Raw genomic sequence first — 22,815 nt, 5'->3', positions numbered from 1 at the left:
GACGATTTTTGTCCCGGATGCAAGTGCAAAGCAGCCGCTGGCCGCTTGTGGATATTGTTAATTTTGAACACCCGCAATTGTAGTCGGGGCGGTCAGTTATCCACACATCAGGGACTTCCGAACGGGCCTGCACCGGTAAAACCAGCAGGTAGCATCCATGCTGCCGGCCTGGGCGCTGAAAAATCGCCCGCCGATCAGGTGACATCAAGCAGGGCGGCGACATGACAGGTGAAAACATGTGGATAACTTTTTAACAACCCATGACTTATCCACAGGTTGTTGTCAAGAGTTGAAAGTTGTTCATAGCTGACAAGCTGCTTGTATGGCGCCGTGCCGCACAACTTGAAAAGAATTCCAAGTACTTGATTGGAAAGAGAAAAATAGAAGAAGTCCTGCGCCCGGAATTTCAGGCAAGACATGCCGGTTTGATCCAGCCTAACCTGATCATCATCCGCTTTGTTCATGAAATGAAATGAAAGGACGGGGAAGGGCGTGCCTTCCAGCAATTTCATTTCAGCCTTCGCGCCGATCCAGGCGTTTGCCTTGTTGCCAGTATTGAGAAATCTGTGATAATCACGGGTTTTCCCGATTCGTAGCGGCTTGAGGCTGCCTGCGCAGCTTTGTGTGTGGATTCTAGGAATTCATTTGCCAGGATGCAGCAGACGTGTTGCCGGTTGTTGAGACTTGCCAGATTGGCCGTGGTTTCGTACAGCCACCAAGATCATTCGAATCGCCAAATGAAGCTTTACAGCTGACAGCCCAGTAACAAGCCCGCAAGGGCCAGTAGGATTTATCATGAAACGCACATACCAACCCTCCAAAGTCAAGCGCGCCCGTACCCACGGTTTCCTGACGCGCATGAAAACCCGTGGCGGCCGCGCAGTTATTGCTGCCCGCCGTGCCAAAGGCCGTAAACGCCTGGCTGTCTAAACTGGTTTTCTTTGCAGGTGATCTGGTAATTTGCCGCTCTTGAGCTGATGCTGGGCGCCAGTGCAGCGACTTAAAACCCGGGCGCAGTTTCAGGCCGTACTGGCTGGAAGTATTGTTGCAAAAACGCAACATTTCGCTTTGCATTGCAATAGGCTGGATGCCAAAGCCGTACCCGTTCGGGTTGGAAGCACGGCGGATTCAGCCATGTTGTTTCACCTGCACGACATGTGGATCGGTGCGATGGTTCCCAAACGCTGGGCCAAACGTGCCGTGACACGCAACGCCATCAAAAGACAGATTTATTCCGTGAGCGCTGATTTTTCTCAGCTGTATCCGCAGGCCGCATTTGTGGTTCGCTTGCGCAGCAGTTTTGCCCGCACGGAATTTGTCAGCGCCGTTTCTGATCAGCTCAAGCAGGCGGTCCGGGCTGAAGTTCAGGCCTTGATGCAAGCTGGAGCGAGAGCAGCATGAACCCAATTCTGACCACCCTGACGCGCCTGCCACAAATGATTCTGATCGGTGTGGTCAACGGCTACCGGCTGCTGATCAGTCCCGCGCTGGGTTCGAACTGTCGATTTGAGCCCAGCTGTTCTGCTTATTCCCTGCTGGCACTGAGCCAGCATGGCGCGGTCACGGGAAGCTACCTGACACTGCGCCGTCTTGTTCGTTGCCAGCCCTGGTGCGAAGGTGGCCATGACCCGGTGCCGCCGCCACAATCTGCTTCTTTTTTCAGCCGCCTGCTCACGCCTGCGGCTTCCATTCCTTCTAAAAAGACGCCGTCATGAACGACATCCGCCGCACCATCTTGTGGGTGATTTTTGGTTTTTCCATGGTCTTGTTGTGGGATCAGTGGCAGGTCTTCAATGGCCATAAAGCCACCTTTTTCCCGTCCAGCACACAGACTGCCAAAACGACTGCTTCCAATGCTGTGCCTTCGACCGGCAGTGCCGCAGTGCCATCGCCTTCCGCAGGCGTCATGCCTGGCTCCCCAGCTGCGGTACCGGCAGGTGCGCCATTGGCCACACCGTCCGTCGCCAAAGAGCAGCTGACGGTGAATACCGATGTACTTTCCCTGACCTTTGACAGCGAAGGCGGAACGCTGGTTCATACGGCTTTCAACAAATACAAGGACATGAGCCACAAGGATCAAGGATTTGTGCTGCTGGATCAAAGCACGAACCGTGTCTATGTGGCGCAGACCGGCCTGATTGCCGGCAGCAACGGTGGCACTTTCCCCACCCACAAAACCCTGATGACCATCGTGCCGGGCGAGCGCGTCCTCAAGGACGGTCAGAACGAGTTGCAGGTCAAATTCGAGTCGGCAGATATGGGCGGTGTAAAGCTGCTCAAAACCTACACTATCAAGCGCGGCGCCTATGACCTGGCTGTACGCCACGAGATCATCAACACCGGCACAACGCCAGTCGCCCCGCAGCTTTACCTGCAGCTGGTGCGTGACGGGAACAAGCCGCCTGGCGAATCATCGTTTTATTCCACCTTTACCGGCCCGGCCATTTACACCGAAGCCAAGAAATACCAGAAAGTTGAATTCAAGGACATTGAAAACAACAAGGTGGATGTTGAAAAGCAGGCCACCAATGGCTATGTGGCTATGGTGCAGCATTATTTTGCGTCGGCCTGGATCTTGCCTGATGGCCTGAAACGCGACCTGTTTTTACGCAAGGTGGACACCAATTTGTACGCAGTGGGCATGATCACGCCACTCGACCCGATTGCCCCTGGTGCGACGAAAACCGTTGACTCGAAATTTTTCGTCGGTCCTCAGGAAGAAAAAGTCCTCGAAGCCCTGGCCCCCGGCCTGGAACTGGTGAAGGACTACGGCTGGCTGACGATTCTGGCCAAGCCGCTGTACTGGTTGCTCGACAAACTGCACAGCTTCATTCAGAACTGGGGCTGGTCCATCGTGGCGCTGGTGCTGCTGCTGAAAATCGCTTTCTACTGGCTGAACGCCAAGGCGTATGCCAGCATGGCCAAGATGAAGGCCATCAATCCAAAAATCACTGAAATGCGTGAGCGCCTGAAAGACAAGCCGCAGGAAATGCAGCAGGCGATGATGAAAATCTACCGCGAGGAAAAGGTCAACCCGATGGGTGGCTGCTTCCCGATCATGATCCAGATTCCGGTGTTCATTGCGCTGTACTGGGTGCTGCTGTCCAGCGTCGAGATGCGGGGTGCGCCGTGGATCTTGTGGATCAGGGACTTGTCTTCGCCTGACCCGTATTTCATCCTGCCGGTCGTGATGGCATTGACCACCATGTTGCAGACGGCGCTCAACCCCGCACCACCTGACCCGATGCAGGCCAAGCTGATGTGGTTCATGCCGCTTATTTTCAGCGTGATGTTCTTCTTCTTCCCGGCCGGCCTGGTGCTGTACTGGATCACCAACAACATCCTGTCGATTACCCAGCAGTGGGTCATCAACACCCGGATGGGTGTACCGCCGCAGTTCAACCTGCCGAAGTTCAGATAACAAAAAGGGCCGCCAAGCGGCCCTTTACCATTGCGCATTGCGCATTGAGGCTTCATGCTAGCCCGTCATCATCACCCCATCGTTGCCATCGCCACTGCGCCCGGTCGTGGCGGAGTCGGCATTGTCCGCCTCTCCGGTCAGCGAATCGCCCCGGTTGTCCAGGCCCTCTGTGGACGTGAACTTTCTCCCCGCCAGGCGACTTACCTGCCTTTTCGTGATCTCAATGGGCAGGTCATCGATAAGGGGCTGGCGATTTTTTTCCCTTCTCCCCATTCCTATACAGGTGAAGACGTGCTGGAATTGCAGGCGCATGGTGGCCCGGTCGTGCTGCAGCTTCTGCTGGCGCGGTGTCTTGAAGCAGGCGCTGCGCTTGATCCGGCCACAGGTCAACCGGTGCTGGCCCAATTGCGGGTTGCCGAGCCGGGTGAATTCACCAAGCGGGCTTTTCTGAATGACAAGATCGACCTGGCGCAGGCCGAAGCCATCGCCGACCTGATTGATGCCAGCACCGAAACCGCTGCGCGTTCTGCGGCGCGCTCGATGTCGGGCGAGTTTTCGCAAGCTGTCAATATGCTGCTGGAGCAGTTGATTCATTTGCGCATGCTGGTTGAAGCCACGCTGGACTTTCCCGAAGAAGATATTGATTTTCTTCAGCAGGCCGATGCGCAAGGCCAGTTGCTGGACCTGCAGGCAACGCTGGCCAGCGTGCTGCAGCGTGCCACGCAGGGAGCAATTCTGCGTGAAGGCATCAAGGTCGTGATTGCCGGGCAGCCCAACGTCGGCAAAAGCTCGCTGCTCAATGCGCTGGCCGGCGCTGAACTGGCCATCGTGACACCCGTTGCCGGGACAACCCGCGACAAGGTTTCGCAGCTGATCCAGATTGAAGGCGTGCCGCTGCATGTGGTGGACACGGCAGGTTTGCGTGAGGCACTTGATGAAGTCGAGAAAATTGGCATCCAGCGGGCCTGGACCGAAATTGAAAGTGCCGATGCCGTGCTGTTTTTGCATGACCTGGCCCGTCAGGATATAGCTGAAAGCCCTCTTGATGCTATAAATTACATAGCTGATGATGCCCGTCTGCAAAGCGCATTGGCCTTAAAACTTCCAAAAAATACAGCCATTATCGATGTCTGGAATAAATCCGACATGGTCAGCCCGGAGTTGCTGCGTCAGGTAAACGGTGGCGTGCTGATTTCCGCCAAGACCGGGGCGGGTTTGCAGGCCCTGCGCGAGCAGTTGCTGAGGGTGGTTGGATGGCAAGCGGCTCCTGAAGGTGTTTTCATGGCACGCGAGCGTCATGTGAGCGCACTGCGCAGCGTACAAATTCAGCTGTTGACAGCCCAGGATCAACTGCAGGCCACTGTGCCCGCGCTGGATTTGCTGGCGGAAGATTTTCGCCAGGCGCAGTTACACCTGAGTTCAATTACGGGGGCTTTTAACGCCGACGATCTACTGGGAGAGATTTTTTCAAAGTTTTGTATCGGGAAATAGCGTGGGTTTTTCGGGAGAAATGGGTCGGTTTCTGATTGGATTGAGTTTGCCTACCCTCTTTATCTTCATAAAACCAAAACGTCAACGTATCCAATGTAAGTGAAAGTTTTATGGCTGCGTTTGTCGGTGGTGTGAAGGTATCTTTACTTCACTATGAATGCACTACTTCCAGGCGCTATCCGCTTTGATATTCAGACCCTGGCCCAGGCTGTTGCAAGCTGTAAGTCTAGTGATGCCTTGCATTGTCAGTTCAGCTTGCCGCACTGGACTATTTTGGGCGCTTTCCTGCAGCCCTTTCCCTTGAGCAAGGGTCAAATCCTGATAGAGCAGGGAGCCCGGGACTGCACCTTGTATTTCATTGAAAGCGGCACCTTGAGTGCTCATTCAGAGGATGAAAATGCACACATGCACCTGGCCCTGGTGGGCTCAGGCACTGTATTGGGCGAAGGTTCATTTTTCACGCATCAGCCGCGCAGGGCGACAGTCCATGCTTCAAGCCCATGCAAAATGTGGTGCCTCACGCCGATACGCTTCAAGGATCTGTCACGTCACCATAGTCCCATAGCGCTCGAATTGACGCTGGCGATGGGCTCCGTCATGGCCAAGCGCCTGAGCATTCCGCCAAAACGGGCCGCTGTGACTTGATCAGTCATCCGTGAAGCATGCACTGTTGAATTTCAGAGCCGGTCATTAAAATATGATACAAAGCGTTACTGGTTGACAGGAGTTAAACGAGATTGGGTAAAACAGCACCAACTCTGTCAGCGGTAAAAGCTAAATCAAGGCGCTTCTTTCAACAGCAGGTTTGACTACATGTTCTTTTTCAGCTGGTTTTCCGGCAAATCCCGCCAAGCAAAACACGCTTCAATGCCGAGAGGCAAGTTACCGCCTGCTGGAGCCCAGAGGGGCGAGCTTGACGATGGCAGTTCTAAAACAAAAAACCATGACAGCCGCGAACAGTTGTATGAAGCCATTCGCGAAGTCATGACCCATTCCGGGATTTTGTCCTCCAGCTATAAATTCAAAGTGCTTGACCTTGACCGTCGAAGCAGTAGCTATCTGGTCATGATTGATTTGACGAGCAGCAAGGGTGATGCCGTTCTGCAGCCCGCCGAACTGGAAACGCTGATTGTTCAGCGTGCCATGGTCCGTTACGAGATCGTCGTTTCGGCTGTTTACTGGCGGCTCAATGAAATAGCTGTCGTGAGCAAACTGTCACCACCTTCTGTGTCTGCCGTCTTTCCCCTGCCGACTCAACCGGTCAACAAGAAGGAGTTTCTCCAAGAACCCATTCAGGCAGATGAAGTCGCCGCCTTTCGACTTGCCCTGCTTGCCGCTTCTGCCCACAGTTCCCCAGTTTTACCCGAAAAGAATACCAAGGCCAGCAGCGGACTGCACCGTTCGGCCCACCTTCTAGATTTTGAAGATACTGAAGTCACTCAATCATTCTCTTACCCAGCCCTCAGCAATACGCAATATGGTGACCTGCATTGAGGATGGTTTTATGCAAGCCATTCGGGAGCATCTTTGACACTCGTTTGTGCATGATGGGGGTGACCTTCAGTCGCGCAAAAGTTTCTGCTCGGCCAGCGCCAGTGCTTCCGGTTTCCCCGACAGGACCAGCGTGTCGCCGCCTTCCAGGCTGGTTTCTTCAAGTGCCTTGAGCGTTTTTCCATTGCCCCGGCGCAGGCTGACCACTCGCACATCCACCGTGTGCAGCGCCAGTTCACCGAGCGTCTGGCCGACTGAACTGAGCCCGGGAACAAGTGTCACGGTGGACAAGCGTTCCTGCTCCAGCTCGTCTGCCGTGTCGTCGTCCGCACCGCGAAAATAGCCGCGCAGCAGGTTGTAGCGCGCATCGCGCTGGTCCTGCACCACGCGGATCACTCGGCGCATGGGCACACCCACCAGCGCCAGCGCATGGCTGGCCAGCATCAGACTGCCTTCAATCGCCTCGGGAACCACTTCAGTGGCGCCGCCAGCCTTGAGCTTTTCCAGATCACGGTCGTCCACGGTGCGAACAATGATCGGCACCGTGGGCGCATGGGTGCGTGTATTGGCGAGCACTTTCAAGGCGCTGGCGGTGTCCAGGTAGGTCACCACCACGGCGCTGGCCCGTGCCAAGCCAGCCGCTATCAGGGCCTGTAGCCGAACCGCGTCACCAAACACCACCGAGTTGCCTGCCGCTGCAGCCTGCCGTACCCGGTCAGGGTCCAGGTCCAGCGCGATATAGGGAATGCCTTCGCGCTCCAGCATGCGGCCCAGGTTCTGGCCACATCGGCCATAACCGCAAATGATGACGTGCTTGTTGACGCTCATTGATTTGCTGGCAATCGTTGTCATCTGAAGCGACTGTTGCAGCCATTCGCTTGAAACCAGCTTCATCACGATGCGGTTGGCATACATGATCATGAACGGCGTGGCCAGCATTGACAGCACCATGCTGGCCAGGATGGGATTCATCAGGGCCGGCGGCACCAGCTTGCTGCCTTGTGCCAGGGATAGCAGCACAAAGCCAAACTCGCCGGCCTGCGCCAGGTACAGGCCGGTGCGCAGGGATACACCGGCCGTCGCTCCGAGGACTCGTGCCAGGGCAGTCACCAGGATCAGCTTGAACAATACTGGCAGCGTCAAGAGCAGTAGCACCAGCGCCCAGTGATCCACAACCTCATGCCAGTCGAGCATCATGCCGACGCTGATGAAAAAAAGCCCCAGCAGTACATCGTGAAAAGGCCTGATGTCGGTTTCGACCTGGTGTTTGTACTGGGTTTCGGAAATCAGCATGCCGGCGATGAAAGCGCCTAGGGCCAGGCTCAAACCGGCCAGCTCGGTCAGCCAGGCCAGCGCCAGCGTTACCAGCAGCAAATTCAGCACAAACAGCTCTTCACTCTTGCGTCTTGCCACGATCGTGAGCCACCAGCGCATGACGCGCTGCCCTCCGGTCAGCAGCAGGCCCAGCAGCACGGCCGCTTTCAGGGCGGCAATGCCCAATGCCATGAACAACTCGTCAGCCGGTGAGCCCAAGGCAGGAATCAGCACCAGCAACGGCACCACGGCCAGATCCTGGAGTAGCAGGATGCCCATGATGCGCTTGCCGTGCTCGGAGGCCAGTTCCAGCCGCTCAGCCAATAGTTTGACCACAATGGCAGTGCTGCTCATGGCCATTGCGCCTGACAGGGCCAGGGCGGTTTGCCACTGCATGTTCCATAGAGCAGGTGCCACGACAGCCAGAAAAAGTGAACCCAGGGTCACCAGCACCATGGTGAGGGCCACCTGGAGAAGACCAAGCCCGAACACATGGCGGCGCATCGAGCGCAGCTTGGGAAGGTTGAATTCCAGCCCGATCACAAACATCAAAAACACCACACCGAATTCGCCCAGATGGCGCACTCCGTCGGAATTTTGCGCCAGCGCCAGCGCGTGCGGACCAATCACCACGCCGACAGACAAATAACCCAGCATGGGCGGCAACTTAAATGAGCGGCAAATGACTACCCCCAGCACTGAGGCCAGTAGATATAAAAGGGTTAGCTCAAGTGCGCTCATCTTTTGATGGTAGCTGATGGATTTCCAGCGTCAGGCCGGTTTTCAGGTTTCTGGAAGGCCGGCTTCTATAGGCATCGATAGAATGCAGCCATGGTGCGACTCGTCGCGAAACTCTGATTTATTCAGAATGAAGAAAGAAAGTGGCTTTCTCCTCTGGAGATTGCCATTTAAGTCCCTGTAAAGGGCATATTTAGACTTGGGTTTAACCCAAGTCAGACGGTAGCAATACCGTCTGAAAATAAAATGTGCTGCAAATGCAGGGATAGATTCGTCTAAAAAATGACTGTTAAACAACAAAATTCAAAAGATTTTGGCTGTTTTACAAAATTTTACAAAGACGAACTCATCATAAAAGTTGAGCACAACCAGCTTGATAGACCTTGTTTTATTACGAAACCACTTCCGGAACGAAGTGACCTCAACTGCACGTGCGTCGCGAGTAATTGCGGGGTGCGAAGCTGTGGATAAACATTCTGCGTAAAGGGTTCAAATCCATGCGCATGTTCGGCCTGTGAAGGTCGTCCATCCTGACTGAACAAGAGGTCAGGGGAGTGCTGAGGTAAAGGGTACGGGAAACATATGTGAACGTTCGACTGAACCGTCGTCAGCATTAAACAGCTTACGCTTGTCTCCCGATGCAAATCGGGGAGCTGTAGCCAAAGAAGGCATCACGTAGGCCGCGGCATGTCATGGACTGCAGCGGGTTCCCCAACACGTGCGGCGGATAGAACGTCCCTAACCCCATCGCTGGCTTGCCAGCCAGTCGGGTCTATCAGGAAACGAGGTAAACCCCATGTACCGCCTGGCGTCTGCGCAAGCAGTCGCCAGGCAACCGAAGCGCAAGCAACGGCCATGGTGCAGGGGGCAGAGGAAGTAGCAAAAAGCGAATGGCCGTCTGTAATCGACGGCATAGAGGCTCAAGATTTACCTTGCTGTGAAAGCAGGCTGACTTGCTACAGGTGCAACGGCGCAATGCCGCTGCGGACTTTAAAACGACCTACGGGGTGCATGCCCCTCGTGGGTCGCATTCCGTTTTGGGGTCACCAAACCGGAGAAAGTATGGAAAACATTTCGGAAGTGGGTGGGAACACTCACGACTTCGATGCTGCGTCTCCGGGCAAACCCAGTAACTGGCACTCCATTGATTGGGGTCTGGTAATGAAGTTTGTCGGGAAGGCGCAGATGCGTATCGCGCAGGCAGAGAAAGAACAGGATCATCGAAAAGTCTCACGACTTCAGAGAAGTCTCGTTCGTTCCTGGCAAGCCAAGGCATTGGCCGTCAGGAAAGTTACGACAAATCAAGGGAAGCGGACGAGTGGCATCGACCGCGAACTATGGGACACGCCGGAAATCAAATGGGACGCAGTGTGTCGATTGAACCGTGAATGCTACAGAGCCTCACCGCTCAGGCGCGTTTATATCCCGAAGTCAAATGGAAAGGAGCGCCCTCTGGGCATCCCAACCATGTTCGACAGGGCAATGCAGGCTCTGCATTTGCTCGGGCTGGAACCCATCGTGGAAGGAAACTCCGATCCGAACTCTTACGGGTTTAGAAAAGAGCGATCCACTCATGATGCGCGCAGCCAGTTGTTTGTATGCTTATCCAAAAAAGCTTCGGCCCAATGGGTACTGGATGCGGATATCAAGGGATTCTTCGACAACATCAACCATGAATGGTTGATGAACAACGTACCCATGGACAAGCGCATCTTGGCGCAGTGGCTGAAGTCAGGTGTCGTTGACAAAGGACACTTCAGGCAAACCGAAATGGGCACCCCACAAGGGGGCATCATTTCGCCTACGCTGGCCAATATCACCCTTAACGGGCTGGAAAGCGGGCTGCATAAGCACCTCAGGCAAAAGCTGGGAGCAAAACGAGCTGAGAGCGCAAAAGTCAACGTAGTGCGCTATGCGGACGATTTTGTTGTGACTGGAAACTCGCAAGAGCTGCTGGAAACGACTGTCAAACCCTGGGTGGTCGAGTTCCTGCGCAAGCGGGGACTTGTACTGTCCGAGGAGAAGACAAAGATCGGACACATCGAGCAAGGCTTTGATTTCCTTGGATGGAATTTCCGAAAATACGGAGAAAAGATGTTGATCAAGCCAAGCCAGAAAAACGTGAAAGCGTTCTACGGCAAGGTTGCGGAAATCATTGCCACCTCACTGTCAATGCCAACGGAAACGCTGATACACCGCCTGAATCCGCTTTTGCAGGGCTGGGCAACGTATCACAGAGGGGTGGTGGCGAAAGCGACCTTCTCCAAGCTAGACCACCTCATTTACTGGCGGTTGATGCGTTGGGGGCTACGCCGCCATCCCAGAAAAAGCGCCAAGTGGGTACTGGAGCACTACTGGAAGCGTCCTAATGGACGCTGGGACTTCATATCCAAGGAAAATGGGTGTGATGAAACGTCAGACCCGCCGGCGCTAATCAAGCTGGCGGACACACCGATTGTTCGGCACGTCAAGATCAAGGGGGAATACAACCCCTTCGACAAGGAATGGCTTGTTTACGGTGAACAGCTACGGGAAAAGCGGATGTCGCAAGTCATTCGTGATGCCCAGCGCTTGAGGCTGTGGATAAGTCAAAACGGGGACTGTGCCTTGTGCAAGGTGCCAATCGATGACCTTGAGGACTGCGACGACCACCATATCGTCTATCGGCAGTTCGGGGGCAGCGATGCATTGAAAAATAGGGTGTTGCTACACCGTGTATGTCATGTGCGTGTCCACGCCCTGGGTTTGGAGGTAACCAAGCCGGTCCCTGCACGGGGACTTTAATCTGACGCGATAGACTAGGGGATGCACCTTATTAAATCTATCGAATCAGTGGTTGTGCTTGAGCCGTATGCGTTGAAAGACGCACGTACGGTTCTTAGGGGGGAGGGGTTTCAGCAATGAAACCCTTCCTACCCTCCAGTTTTGATGCCGCGAATATTAATGCCGGGCAGGCCCTGAGCCTTGCCAGGAAGACGTTTGAAATTGAAGCCGGTGCCGTACTGGACTTGGCGAGCCGGATTGGAGACGAGTTTGTTCAAGCCGTCGGACTGATGTTCGCCTGTCCCGGCCGGGTGGTCGTCATGGGCATGGGAAAAAGCGGGCATATCGGCCGCAAGATTGCCGCCACGCTGGCTTCTACCGGCACACCCGCCATGTTTGTGCATCCGGCTGAAGCCAGTCATGGCGATCTGGGAATGATCCAGGCGGTCGATGTGGTGCTCGCCATTTCCAACAGCGGCGAAAGCGAGGAACTGGTCGCAATTCTTCCTGTTTTAATCCGTCTGGGTGTCGCTCTCATCGCCATGACTGGAGGCGCTCAATCCACTCTGGCCAAACAGGCCCATGTCACGCTCGATACCAGTGTCGCCAGAGAGGCGTGTCCACTGAATCTGGCGCCGACGTCCAGTACCACCGTGCAACTGGCAATGGGCGATGCACTCGCAGTTGCGCTGCTCGATGCGCGCGGTTTCCGGGAAGAGGATTTTGCCCGTTCGCATCCTGGTGGTGCGCTTGGCCGCAAGCTGCTCACGCATGTCAGTGATGTGATGCGCAGCGGCAATGCCGTGCCGCAAGTGATGCCGCAAACCTCTTTTACGGAACTCATGCGCGAGATGAGCGCCAAGGGCCTGGGTGCCTCTGCCGTGGTGGATGGCAAGCAGCGCGTGCTGGGAATTTTCACTGACGGCGACTTGCGCCGGCTGGTCGAAAAAGGCGTGGACCTGCGCAGCCTCACCGCCGCTGACGTGATGCATGCTCGTCCGCATACCGTTAGGATCAATTCTCTCGCCGTCGAAGCCGTGGCGCTGATGGAGCAGTACCAGATCAATAGCGTGCTGGTGGTCGATGAGGCCGGAGCGCTGTGCGGTGCCCTTAACACCAACGACCTGATGCGCGCCAAGGTAATTTGATATGACACTCCTTTCCTCTTCAAGGTCAGCGCCTTTCCTGAATTTTCCACCTGAACTGCTGTTGCGTGCGCAAAGCGTCAAGGTTGCTTTTTTTGATGTGGATGGCGTGCTGACCGATGGCGGGCTGTATTTTTCGGAGTATCCCGATGGTCATGAACACGCCGGGAGGCTGAATGGTTTTAGGTCGTCCGGCGAGATCATCAAACGCTTCAATACACTCGACGGCCATGGTTTGAAGCTGCTGCAAAAGGCCGGTATCACCCCTGTCGTCATTACCGGCCGTGACAGCTCAGTGCTGCGCGCGCGGCTTCAGGCGCTGGGCATTACCCATTCACACTTTGGCACCGAGGACAAGCGTCCTGCTGCCGAACAGACCTTGCAAGCCTTGGGTCTGGACTGGAATGCTGCGGCAGCGATGGGCGATGACTGGCCTGATTTGCCAGTCATGAGCCGCTCGGCATTAAGTTGTGCGCCCGCTAATGCGCATCTGGAAGTCAGGGCACGAGCCCATCATGTGACACAAGCTTGCGGTGGTCAGGGCGCAGCCCGTGAATTTTGTGATGTGTTGCTTGTCGCCAGCGGGCACTATGCTACTTTGCTGCGCGAGTATGTCCCATGACGAGCAGTCTTCCTGAGCAGCTTAAAGGCCCCGGTAGCGCATCAACACGACACAAAAGCGGATGGCGAAAATTTCTGACTCTCTGGGACAGAACGGCTATTTATATGCCGCTGCTGATGATGGGCACACTGGCTTTGGGAACCTATTGGCTGGTGCGCAATACGCCGACGTTCAATGCACCTGAGTCGGTCAGGGAAGTAAGCCACGAGGTGGATTACTTCATGCAAAATTTCACCATCAAAACTTTTGACGAAGGCGGCAAGCTTAAAAGCGAAATTGCAGGCACGGAGGCGCGGCATTTTGTCGATACCGATATTCTGGAAATTGACCAGGCCAGGATTCACAGCATCAATATCAATGGACAACTTACCACGGCTACTGCCAACCGGGCCTATTCCAACGGCGATGGCTCGGAAGTTCAACTGACTGGCAATGCGCGGGTGGTACGTGAAGCCAGCCTGAACGAACAAGGCAAGGAGGCGCCACGGCTTGAGTTTCGGGGTGAGTTTCTTCACGCCTTTTTGAATGAGGAGCGTGTCCAGTCGCATAAGCCTGTACTCCTGATTCGTGGAGCGGACCAGTTCACTGGGAATGTCTTCGCTTACAACAACCTCGACCAGGTGGCCGTACTGACGGGGCGCGTTCGTGGCGTATTGATGCCGAAATCATCAGTTCGTCCCGCAGCTTCCAGCTCTGTGCCTCTAAGATAGGCGCGCCTGCAAGCCGTTCATCAAAAATCTGGTTTCTGTGCTCAAAAACGCAAAAGGCTTCAAAACCGAAGTTTTGAAGCCTTTTTAAGCACTCTTCAATCAAAGACTAAAGAGGCTATTTTAAGCGGGCCAGTTAGCCTGCAGCGAAAGAGCAGGGCTTAGTAGCCGCCGCGTCCACCACCGCCGCCGCCACCGGAGCGTCCGCCGCCAGCGCCGCCGCCGCCGTACGGGCTACGGAAACCACCGTCGCTGCCGCCGCCGGAAGAGCGTCCACCGCCACCGCCGCCGTATCCGCCGCCACCACCGCCAGCACCACCACCGTAGCCGCCACCGCCGCCACCGAAGCCGCCGGTACGTGGAGGACGTGCCTCCATCGGACGGGCTTCATTCACGACAACGCTACGGCCGCCCAAAGGCTGACCGTTCATGCCGTTGATGGCAGCTTGTGCTTCTGCATCGCTGGCCATTTCGACAAAGCCAAAGCCCTTGGAGCGACCGGTGTCGCGTTCCATCATGACTTTAGCGCTGGTGACAGCGCCGAATTGACCAAAAGATTGTTGCAGGTCTTCGTCACGCACCGAGTAAGGCAGGTTGCCGACGTATAGTTTGTTGCCCATGAAGGGACTCCTCTAAAACACAAAAATAAAAGCGATGGGGTCCCGAAAGCACAACAAATCTTAAACGTACCGCTGTAGCGCGCGAAACTGACCGATCACCTAACATGCGCGAATTTTTGGATTCGCACACGCATATTATGCTCTACTTCTTGAAATCCAAGGCACCTAGTACTTTTACCTAGATGTTCCCGGCAGCACCAGCAGGTGCGACATAGCCGGCGTCCTAGGTGATTTTTGGCACTGGCGTGGATAGCCGCAAGCTGCGGCTCTTCCATTCTGAAATAGCCGGGATAACAACAGTGAATCACCAGTTGACTTCGTGCTCGGGCGTTGCGCCAATGCGATGAATGGAGCGGTCAGCCCCTTCAAACTCCTCTTCCTGGGTCAGGCGAAGTCCCAGCGTGAGCTTCAGCGCACCATAGACCACAAAGCCCATCAGTGCGGCCCATGTGATGCCCATGGCAGTTCCGATGAGTTGCGCGCCAACGCTGACGCCACCCAGGCCGCCCAAGGCCTTGCTGCCAAAAATGCCCGCAGCGATCCCGCCCCAGGTGCCGCAAAGCCCGTGCAGCGGCCAGACGCCCAATACATCGTCAATCTTCCATTTGTTCTGGGTCAGCGTGAACATCACGACAAACACCGCACCAGCCACACCGCCGACGACCAGCGCGCCCAGCGGATGCATCACGTCGGAACCTGCGCACACCGCCACCAGCCCCGCCAGCGGCCCGTTATGCACAAAACCGGGATCGTTCTTGCCAAAGGCCAGCGCGGCCAGCGTACCGCCCACCATTGCCATCAGCGAATTCACCGCGACCAGGCCTGAAATCTTGTCGAGCGTTTGCGCGCTCATCACGTTGAAGCCGAACCAGCCGACAACCAATATCCACGCTCCCAGCGCCAGGAAGGGAATGCTCGACGGCGGGTGCGCCGACATCGCGCCATCCTTGCGGTAACGGTTGCTGCGTGCACCGAGCAGGATCACGGCGGGAAGCGCCAGCCAGCCGCCCAGGGCATGAACCACGATGGAGCCGGCAAAATCATGGAACTCGGCACCGGTCAGCGATTCAATCCAGGCCTGCACGCCAAAGTGATGATTCCAGGCGATGCCTTCGAAAAACGGATAGACAAATCCAACGATGATGGCCGTCGCAATCAGTTGGGGATAAAAGCGCGCACGCTCGGCAATGCCACCCGAAATAATCGCCGGAATGGCCGCCGCGAAGGTCAGCAAAAAGAAAAACCGGACCAGTTCATAGCCATTTTTCGCCGCCAGTTCTTCGGCGCCCACAAAAAAATGGGTGCCATAGGCCACACCGTAACCGACGGCAAAATAGACCACGGTCGAGACCGAAAAGTCCACCAGTATCTTGACCAGCGCATTGACCTGGTTCTTTTTGCGCACGGTGCCCAGTTCCAGAAAGGCAAAACCCGCATGCATCGCCAGCACCATGATGCCGCCCAACAGAATGAACAAGGCATCTGCGCCCTGTTTTAGTGCTTCCATAACGCTCTTTCTTCAATGAAATGTGATTTATTGGTGCGTTTTAAGGCAAACGCGAAAAATTGCACCAAAATAAAGCAAGAAATGCGCCGTGAAAATGAACCTTAGCGGTGTGAAGCTGCCAGTCTTGAAGCCAGCCCTCTGGATTCGCCTGGCTTTAGCCGCTTCTATAATGTCCGCTGTCATTGGGGAGTAGCCGCCCTTCTTTAGTGAGAGGGGTTTGCGTCAACAGACTTGTCTGGCCTTGCAACAGGGCCGGCATGGCGCAAACAGTTTTTCAAGCCTGGCGAGACCTTTGACTGCACAGCCTCCAGAACTTTTTAAAGCTTCAGGCCGGGGATGTCGTGCAGTCATTGGTTTTTTAAACCGGCTTGAGCTGTTTTTTCATGGAAGCTTTCCTCGTCTCCACCGGCATCGTCGCCCTCGCCGAAATGGGCGACAAAACCCAACTTCTTGCGCTGGTGCTGGCCGCGCGATTTCGACGGCCCTGGCCCATCGTCTTCGGCATCCTGGTGGCCACCATCGCCAACCATGCCATGGCCGGCGCGCTGGGCGCCTGGGTCACCACCTTTCTGGGTCCGCAAACCCTGCGCTGGATTCTGGGCGTTTCCTTTATCGCCATGGCGGTATGGATGCTGATTCCGGACAAGCTCGATGACGAAGATATCGACAAAAAACCGCCCCGCTTCGGCGTGTTCGGCACCACGGTACTGGTGTTTTTTCTGGCCGAAATGGGCGACAAGACCCAGATCGCGACCGTGATGCTGGCCGCCCGCTACGACGCCTACTTCTGGGTCGTGGCCGGCACCACGCTGGGCATGATGCTGGCCAATGCGCCTGTGGTCTGGCTCGGCAGCCGTTTCATGCACCTGATCCCGCTGCGCGTGGTGCATATCGTGTCGGCGCTCGTCTTTGCCGGACTGGGCCTGATGGCGCTGGTCGTGACTGTGTAGCTTGCTATACTGACAAAGCGCCGATTTGCTCAGCTTGCGGGCGCGTAAAAAGTACCGCTAAAGACGACTCTGCACGAACCCGGACTCGCTTTCAGCGATGCCGGGTTTTCTTTTTGCTCCATCGTTTTCCTATCGTGGATCCATCAACAGTGCCTATTGACCCCCTCCTCGTCGCCTCGCCAGCGTCCATGCACTTTGCCGACGTCCTGCCGTTGCGCAGTGGCGCCTCGATTCGCGCCTATGACCTGAGCTATGAAACCTATGGCCAGCTCAATGCCGACAAGTCCAACGCGGTGCTGATCTGCCATGCGCTGAACGCATCGCACCATGTGGCCGGCGTTTACCTGGACGAATCCGGCCAGGTCATGAGCAAGTCTGAAGGCTGGTGGGACACCATGATCGGCCCCGGCAAGCCGGTCGATACCAACCGTTTTTTTGTCATTGGCGTGAACAACCTCGGCTCGTGCTTCGGCTCGACCGGGCCGATGCAGACCAACCCCGACACGAATGAGGTGTACGGCGCCGATTTCCCGGTCGTCACGGTGCAGGACTGGGTTGATGCGCAGGCGAGGTTGCTCGATGCGCTGGGCATCCAGACGCTGGCCGCCGTCATGGGCGGCAGCCTGGGCGGCATGCAGGCGCTGAGCTGGACGCTGCAATACCCCGGGCGCGTTCGCCATGCGGTGGTGGTGGCCAGCGCGCCCAACCTGACCGCCGAGAACATCGCCTTCAACGAAGTCGCACGCCGCGCCATCGTCACCGACCCCGACTTTCACGGCGGACATTTTTACAAACACGGCGTGCTGCCCAAGCGCGGCCTGCGCATTGCCCGCATGATCGGCCACATCACCTACCTGAGCGACGACGTGATGAACGAGAAGTTCGGACGCCAGTTGCGCGACGCCACAGGCATCAAGTTTTCAACCCAGGACGTCGAGTTCCAGATCGAAAGCTACCTGCGCTACCAGGGCGACAAGTTCGCCGAATACTTCGATGCCAACACCTATCTCTTGATCACGCGCGCGCTCGACTACTTCGACCCGGCCGGTGAATTCGGCGGCGACCTGAGCCGCGCCCTGGCCCAGGCCAGCGCCAAGTTCTTGCTGGTCAGCTTCACCACCGACTGGCGGTTTTCCCCGGCGCGCAGCCGCGAAATCGTCAAGGCCCTGCTCGACAACCAGGTTGATGTGAGCTACGCCGAAATCGACGCACCCCATGGCCATGATGCCTTTTTGCTCGATGACGCACGCTACATGGGCGTGGTTCGCTCCTATTTTGAGAGCAAGGTGAGTGTATGACCGGAACGACTCAAATCAACCTGCCGCCTTCGCCGGACCAGTTGTCGATTGCCCGGCTGGTGCCCAAGGGCTCGCGGGTGCTGGACCTGGGCTGCGGCACCGGCGCGCTGCTCGACTACCTGATCAGGGAGCGCGGCTGCTCGGGCTATGGCGTCGAGATTGACGATGCCAACGTGCAGGCCTGCGTGGCGCGCGGCGTCAACGTGATCCAGTTCAATCTTGAGGACGGCCTGGCGCTGTTCGGCGACAGCTCCTTCGACGTGGTGTTGCAGATCGACACGCTGCAGCATTTGCGCAATGCCGAAATCATGCTGCGCGAAACCGCCCGCGTCGGCCGCATCGGCATCGTCGCCTTTCCCAACTTCGGCCACTGGCCGAACCGGCTGGCCGTGCTGCGCGGCCGCATGCCGGTGACCAAGGTGCTGCCCTACCAGTGGTACGACACGCCCAATATCCGCGTCGGGACGCTGCGCGATTTTGCCGCGCTGGCGAGCCAGAACCGGCTGCAGATTCTTGATTCGTTCGGCTTGCAGGACGGGCGCGAAATCCGCTTCTGGCCGAATGCGCGCGCCAGCCGGGCGGTGTTCAAGCTGCAGCGGGCCTGAGGTGAGCGCCCGGGGGCCGGCGGCTGTCTCCTTCCGCGAGGCCTTGCGTTTCTGGCTGCAGCTCGGCTTCATCAGCTTTGGCGGGCCGGCCGGGCAGATTGCCATCATGCACCGCGAGCTGGTCGAGCGCCGCCGCTGGGTGTCTGAAAAGCGCTTTCTGCATGCGCTCAACTTTTGCATGGTGCTGCCCGGCCCCGAGGCGCAGCAGCTGGCGACCTACCTGGGCTGGCTGATGCACCGGACCTGGGGCGGCGTGGTGGCGGGCAGCCTGTTTTTTCTGCCTTCGCTGGCGCTGCTGATAGGGCTGAGCTGGATTTACATGGCTTTTGGCCAGCAGCCGCTGGTGGCCGGGATTTTTTACGGCATCAAGCCGGCGGTGGCGGCGATTGTGCTGCACGCCCTGCACCGCATTGCCAGCAAATCATTGGGAAATCCACTGCTGGCGCCCGTTCCATGGGCGATAGCAGCTATTAGTTTCATAGCGATTTGGGCCTTGAAGCTGCCCTTTCCGCTGGTCGTGCTGGGTGCCATGCTGACGGGCGCCGTTCTGGCGCGCGTGGCGTCGGGCAGCCTGGCGCACGGCAAGGGCCATGCGGCGGCGACGCAAGGCGTTCGCGTCGCGGCCCTGATTGACGACGACACGCCCACGCCGCCGCATGCGCTGTTCAGCCTGCCCCGGCTGGCATGGGTGCTGCTGGCCGGCGCCGTGCTCTGGCTGGCGCCGATGGCGGCGCTGTTGCTGGCCTATGGCTGGAATGGCACGCTGACGCAGATCGGCTGGTTTTTCACCAAGGCCGCGCTGCTGACCTTTGGCGGAGCCTACGCCGTGCTGCCTTACGTGAACCAGATGGCGGTCGGGCATTACCACTGGCTCAGCACGGCGCAAATGATGGATGGCCTGGCGCTGGGCGAAACCACGCCCGGCCCGCTCATCATGGTGGTGGCGTTTGTCGGCTTTGTCGGCGGCTGGGCCAAACAGGTGCTGGGGCCGGATGCGCTGTTTCTGGGCGCGGCACTGGCCGCCTGCGTGGCGACATGGTTCACCTTTTTGCCCTCGTTCATCTTCATCCTGGCGGGCGGGCCGTGGGTCGAATCGACGCGCGGCAACCTCAAGCTGACCGCGCCGCTGGCCGCCGTGACCGCAGCCGTGGTCGGTGTGATCGCCAATCTTGCTCTGTTTTTCATAGCTGCTATCGCTTATCCATCAAGCGCAAATGGCTTTTTTGAGGCTAAACCTGACTGGGTGGCGCTGACGCTGGCGGTATTGGCTGCCCTGGCCCTGTGGCGCCTAAAGTGGGGCGTGATCCCGGTCATCGCCGCCTCGGCGGTCGCCGGGCTGCTGCTGCGCTGGTTCGGCCTGGCCTGAGCGACCGGCGCCGCAATAGCTGGCGGGCGCGCAGTATCCTCAAACTCTTGCCATGAAACCTTCAGCCGCCAGCGCCGCCATTCCCTTCACAACCCTCATGCGGCGGCTGGCCGAGCGCCTGTTTGGCGGCTGGGTGCGCCAGCTCACGCCGGCCACGCTGCGCGCCGACGCCATGGCCGGCCTGCTGGGCGCGGTGCTGGTGCTGCCGCAAGGCATTGCCTTTGCCACGCTGGCCGGGCTGCCGCCCGAATATGGGCTGTACACCGCCATCGTTCCGTGCATCATCGCCGCGCTGTTCGGCTCCAGCTGGCATGTCATGTCCGGCCCGACCAACGCCAACTCGCTGGCGCTGTTTGCCATGCTCTCGCCGCTGGCGATGGCCTTCAGCCCGATGTACATCCAGCTGGCGCTGGCCGTCACCGTGATGGTCGGCGTGCTGCAGTGGCTGATTGGCGCACTGCGGCTGGGCGTGCTGGCCAATTTCATCTCGCCCGCCGTGCTGTTTGGCTTTACCTCGGGTGCGGCGCTGCTGATCGCGGTGCATGCGCTGCCGGATTTTCTGGGCCTGGCTGCCGCGCCTGAACACAGCGCGGCGGGCGTGCTGGCGCATGTTCTCACGCAGCTGCCGCACGCCAATCCGGCGGCGCTGGCCGTGGCTGGCGTCACGCTGGCGGTGGCCCTGGGGCTGCGCCGGTTTCGCCGCAACTGGCCTTACATGCTGATCGGGCTGGCCGTGGCCACCGCGCTGGCGTGGGCGTGGAGCCGGTGGACGGCGGGCAGCGCCACGCCTTCGTCGGCGCTGCGCCTAGTGGGCACCATCGCCACGCCGTGGCCGCGCTTCGAGGTGCCGCGCATCAGCTGGGCGCAGGCGTCCGACCTGGTCGGCCTGGCCTTTGCGCTGACCATCGTCGCGCTGGGTCAGGACATTTCGATTGCCAAGACGGTGGCGCTGCGCTCGGGCCAGCGCATCGACGCCAACCGCGAATTCCGGGGCCAGGGCTTGTCCAACATCATTGGCGGATTTTTCTCCAGCTACGTGTCCTGCGGCTCGATGAACCGCTCCATGCCGAATCTCGAAGCCGGCGCCCGCACGCCGCTGTCGTCGGTGTTTTCGGCGCTGCTGCTGCTCGGGCTGGTGGCGGTCAGCGCGCCGGTGCTGGCACAGATTCCGATGGCCGCGCTGGCGGGGCTGCTGGTGCTGGTGGCGCTGGCCCTGCTCGACCTGAAGCGCTGGCGCCAGCTGTTCGCCTTGAGCCGAACCGATTTCGGGGTGGCGCTGGCCACGCTGGTGGCCACCGTCACGATCCGGCTGGAAATGGCGATCTTGCTTGGCATGCTGCTGTCGCTGATGTCGTTTTTGTACCGCACCTCGCGCCCCGCCATGCGGACGATGGGTTTTGACAGCCGGGGGCTGGACCGGCAGTTCGTGGTGATTGACACGCCTGACGACCCCGACGAGCCGCCGCACCAGACGCTCCCAGAATGCCCGCAGCTTAAATTGCTGCGCATGGAGGGCGAGGTGTATTTCGGCGCGACCCAGCATGTGGCCGACATCCTGCACGCGCTGCGCAGCCAGCCGAATCCGCAAAAGCACCTGCTGGTGATGGCCAAGAGCATGAACTTCATCGACCTGGCCGGCGCCGAGCTGTGGGAGGCCGAGCTTAGCGCGCGCCGCGCGATGGGCGGCAACCTGTACTTTCACCGGCCGCGCCCCGAAGTGATCCGCATGTGGCGCAAGACCGGCTTCACCGACGTGCTCGGGCCTGAACACCAGTTTCCCGACAAGTTCACCGCCATTTCCCATATCTTCAGCAAGCTCGACCCCGAGATTTGCCGCCATTGCAGCGCCCGGATTTTCTGGGAATGCAAAACCGCACCCGGCGCCGATGACCCTGCAAACCAGCCCAAAACCTGAACCGCCATGCCCCAATTCGCCGCCAACCTGAACTGGCTCTACACCGAGCTGCCTTTTGCCGAACGCTTTGAAGCCGCCGCCCGCGATGGGTTCAGGGCCGTGGAACTGATGTCGCCCTACAGCTGGCCGGTGGCCGAACTCAAGGCGCTGCTGGCGGCGAACGCCCTTGAACTGGTGCTGCTGAACGCGCCGCCCGGCGGGACGGACGCCGCCAGCATCGAGGTGGCATGGGCCTTACCCGGCTGCCGGGGAACGGCTTGCCTGCCCGGCCATGAAGCCGAATTTCATGCCGGAATTGCCCTGGCGCTGGACTATGCGCAGCAACTGGACTGCCCGCGCATCCACGTCATGGCGGGCCTGTTGCCCGAATTGCCGGATGTCGTGACGCGCGAAGCGGCGCAGGCGACCTACGTCGCCAACCTGCGCCGGGCGGCTGCCCAAGCCTCACTGGCGGGCGTGAACGTGCTGATCGAGCCCATCAACACCCGCGACATGCCCGGCTATTTCCTGAACCGGCAAGACCACGCGCACGCCATCCTGGATGAAGTCGGCGCGGAAAATCTCAAGGTGCAGATGGACCTGTACCACTGCCAAGTGGTCGAGGGCGACCTGGCGATGAAACTGCGCCGCTACCTGCCGACGGGGCATATCGGCCACATCCAGATTGCCGGCGCGCCGGGGCGCAACGAGCCGGATGTGGGGGAGATCAACTACCCCTATCTGTTTGCGCTGCTCGACGAGCTGGGCTACGGCGGCTGGGTGGGCTGCGAGTACAAGCCGGTGCGTGGCCTGGCGTCCGGCGCGACTTCGGACGGGCTGGGCTGGCTCGCACAGGCCAGTCGAGGCATGCCGGCGTTTTAAA

At 58.2% G+C, this 22,815-nt stretch carries 21 protein-coding genes and 1 riboswitch; of the genes, 17 read left to right on the top strand and 4 right to left on the bottom strand.

Annotated features, from left to right (window positions below; all coding sequences use genetic code 11):
- Positions 1-194: 194 nt before the first annotated feature.
- Entirely contained in the window at positions 195-512 is a 318-nt protein-coding gene (locus tag ABLV49_RS20740) for a hypothetical protein (RefSeq protein WP_349279487.1), read from the bottom strand.
- Positions 513-795: 283 nt separating this feature from the next.
- On the opposite strand from ABLV49_RS20740, the gene rpmH reads away from it, so the two are divergent.
- The 7 genes from rpmH to ABLV49_RS20705 all read left to right on the top strand — a co-directional run bounded on the left by rpmH (position 796) and on the right by ABLV49_RS20705 (position 6,406).
- Entirely contained in the window at positions 796-930 is a 135-nt protein-coding gene (gene rpmH / locus ABLV49_RS20735; RefSeq protein ID WP_007862708.1) for a 50S ribosomal protein L34, read from the top strand.
- Positions 931-990: 60 nt separating this feature from the next.
- Positions 991-1,401 carry a ribonuclease P protein component gene (locus tag ABLV49_RS20730; protein ID WP_349279484.1) on the top strand — a complete coding sequence of 137 codons (411 nt, stop codon included), beginning with the start codon at positions 991-993 and terminating at the stop codon, positions 1,399-1,401.
- Positions 1,398-1,715: a membrane protein insertion efficiency factor YidD gene (gene yidD, locus ABLV49_RS20725; RefSeq protein ID WP_349279482.1), complete on the top strand. Its 318-nt coding sequence runs from the start codon at positions 1,398-1,400 to the stop codon at positions 1,713-1,715. The genes ABLV49_RS20730 and yidD overlap by 4 nt, the downstream gene beginning before the upstream one ends.
- A complete protein-coding gene (gene yidC, locus ABLV49_RS20720; protein ID WP_349279480.1) occupies positions 1,712-3,421 on the top strand; it encodes a membrane protein insertase YidC in 1,710 nt (569 codons plus the stop codon). The genes yidD and yidC overlap by 4 nt, the downstream gene beginning before the upstream one ends.
- Before the next feature lie 54 nt (positions 3,422-3,475).
- The gene (gene mnmE, locus ABLV49_RS20715) at positions 3,476-4,912 is read left to right on the top strand and encodes a tRNA uridine-5-carboxymethylaminomethyl(34) synthesis GTPase MnmE (protein WP_349279478.1); all 1,437 of its coding nucleotides are present in this window, start codon (positions 3,476-3,478) and stop codon (positions 4,910-4,912) included.
- A gap of 153 nt (positions 4,913-5,065) precedes the next feature.
- Positions 5,066-5,557, top strand: coding sequence for a Crp/Fnr family transcriptional regulator (locus ABLV49_RS20710; protein WP_349279476.1), 492 nt, complete (start codon positions 5,066-5,068; stop codon positions 5,555-5,557).
- 168 nt (positions 5,558-5,725) lie between these two features.
- On the top strand, positions 5,726-6,406 hold the full coding sequence (locus tag ABLV49_RS20705) for a hypothetical protein (protein WP_349279475.1): 681 nt from the start codon (positions 5,726-5,728) through the stop codon (positions 6,404-6,406).
- 66 nt (positions 6,407-6,472) lie between these two features.
- On the opposite strand, the gene ABLV49_RS20700 is transcribed toward ABLV49_RS20705, so the two are convergent.
- Positions 6,473-8,458, bottom strand: coding sequence for a cation:proton antiporter (locus ABLV49_RS20700; protein ID WP_349279473.1), 1,986 nt, complete (start codon positions 8,456-8,458; stop codon positions 6,473-6,475).
- A gap of 1,059 nt (positions 8,459-9,517) precedes the next feature.
- Here ABLV49_RS20700 and ltrA point away from each other — a divergent pair.
- The 4 genes from ltrA to lptC all read left to right on the top strand — a co-directional run bounded on the left by ltrA (position 9,518) and on the right by lptC (position 13,695).
- Positions 9,518-11,239 carry a group II intron reverse transcriptase/maturase gene (gene ltrA / locus ABLV49_RS20695; protein WP_349279471.1) on the top strand — a complete coding sequence of 574 codons (1,722 nt, stop codon included), beginning with the start codon at positions 9,518-9,520 and terminating at the stop codon, positions 11,237-11,239.
- A gap of 116 nt (positions 11,240-11,355) precedes the next feature.
- Positions 11,356-12,366 (top strand): KpsF/GutQ family sugar-phosphate isomerase, encoded by a 1,011-nt coding sequence (locus tag ABLV49_RS20690; protein ID WP_349279469.1) that lies wholly within the window; start codon positions 11,356-11,358, stop codon positions 12,364-12,366.
- 1 nt (position 12,367) lies between these two features.
- Positions 12,368-12,985 carry a KdsC family phosphatase gene (locus ABLV49_RS20685; RefSeq protein ID WP_349279467.1) on the top strand — a complete coding sequence of 206 codons (618 nt, stop codon included), beginning with the start codon at positions 12,368-12,370 and terminating at the stop codon, positions 12,983-12,985.
- Positions 12,982-13,695, top strand: a complete 714-nt coding sequence (gene lptC, locus ABLV49_RS20680) for an LPS export ABC transporter periplasmic protein LptC (protein ID WP_349279465.1) — start codon at positions 12,982-12,984, stop codon at positions 13,693-13,695. Before ABLV49_RS20685 ends, lptC begins: the two co-directional genes overlap by 4 nt.
- Positions 13,696-13,853: 158 nt before the next feature.
- Here lptC and ABLV49_RS20675 read toward each other — a convergent pair whose 3' ends face one another.
- A complete protein-coding gene (locus ABLV49_RS20675) occupies positions 13,854-14,312 on the bottom strand; it encodes an RNA recognition motif domain-containing protein (RefSeq protein ID WP_011803457.1) in 459 nt (152 codons plus the stop codon).
- Between the two features lie 304 nt (positions 14,313-14,616).
- Positions 14,617-15,819: an ammonium transporter gene (locus ABLV49_RS20670; RefSeq protein WP_349279463.1), complete on the bottom strand. Its 1,203-nt coding sequence runs from the start codon at positions 15,817-15,819 to the stop codon at positions 14,617-14,619.
- A gap of 172 nt (positions 15,820-15,991) precedes the next feature.
- A riboswitch (yybP-ykoY riboswitch) is annotated at positions 15,992-16,145 on the top strand.
- Positions 16,146-16,202: 57 nt separating this feature from the next.
- Here ABLV49_RS20670 and ABLV49_RS20665 point away from each other — a divergent pair.
- The 6 genes from ABLV49_RS20665 to otnI all read left to right on the top strand — a co-directional run bounded on the left by ABLV49_RS20665 (position 16,203) and on the right by otnI (position 22,814).
- Positions 16,203-16,769, top strand: a complete 567-nt coding sequence (locus ABLV49_RS20665) for a TMEM165/GDT1 family protein (protein ID WP_349279461.1) — start codon at positions 16,203-16,205, stop codon at positions 16,767-16,769.
- A 188-nt stretch (positions 16,770-16,957) separates the two neighbouring features.
- Positions 16,958-18,067, top strand: coding sequence for a homoserine O-succinyltransferase MetX (gene metX, locus ABLV49_RS20660; protein WP_349281832.1), 1,110 nt, complete (start codon positions 16,958-16,960; stop codon positions 18,065-18,067).
- Positions 18,064-18,672 (top strand): methionine biosynthesis protein MetW, encoded by a 609-nt coding sequence (gene metW, locus ABLV49_RS20655; RefSeq protein ID WP_349279460.1) that lies wholly within the window; start codon positions 18,064-18,066, stop codon positions 18,670-18,672. The genes metX and metW overlap by 4 nt, the downstream gene beginning before the upstream one ends.
- Positions 18,629-20,038: a chromate efflux transporter gene (chrA, locus tag ABLV49_RS20650; protein WP_415838040.1), complete on the top strand. Its 1,410-nt coding sequence runs from the start codon at positions 18,629-18,631 to the stop codon at positions 20,036-20,038. The genes metW and chrA overlap by 44 nt, the downstream gene beginning before the upstream one ends.
- A gap of 52 nt (positions 20,039-20,090) precedes the next feature.
- On the top strand, positions 20,091-21,953 hold the full coding sequence (locus tag ABLV49_RS20645; RefSeq protein WP_349279457.1) for a SulP family inorganic anion transporter: 1,863 nt from the start codon (positions 20,091-20,093) through the stop codon (positions 21,951-21,953).
- Between the two features lie 6 nt (positions 21,954-21,959).
- Entirely contained in the window at positions 21,960-22,814 is an 855-nt protein-coding gene (gene otnI / locus ABLV49_RS20640; RefSeq protein WP_349279455.1) for a 2-oxo-tetronate isomerase, read from the top strand.
- Position 22,815 lies beyond the last annotated feature (1 nt).

Origin of the sequence: Polaromonas hydrogenivorans, assembly GCF_040105105.1 — a bacterium.
GTDB lineage: Bacteria > Pseudomonadota > Gammaproteobacteria > Burkholderiales > Burkholderiaceae_C > Polaromonas > Polaromonas hydrogenivorans.
Note: the sequence above shows the minus strand (reverse complement) of the source record. Positions and strands in the feature narration are given on the sequence as shown.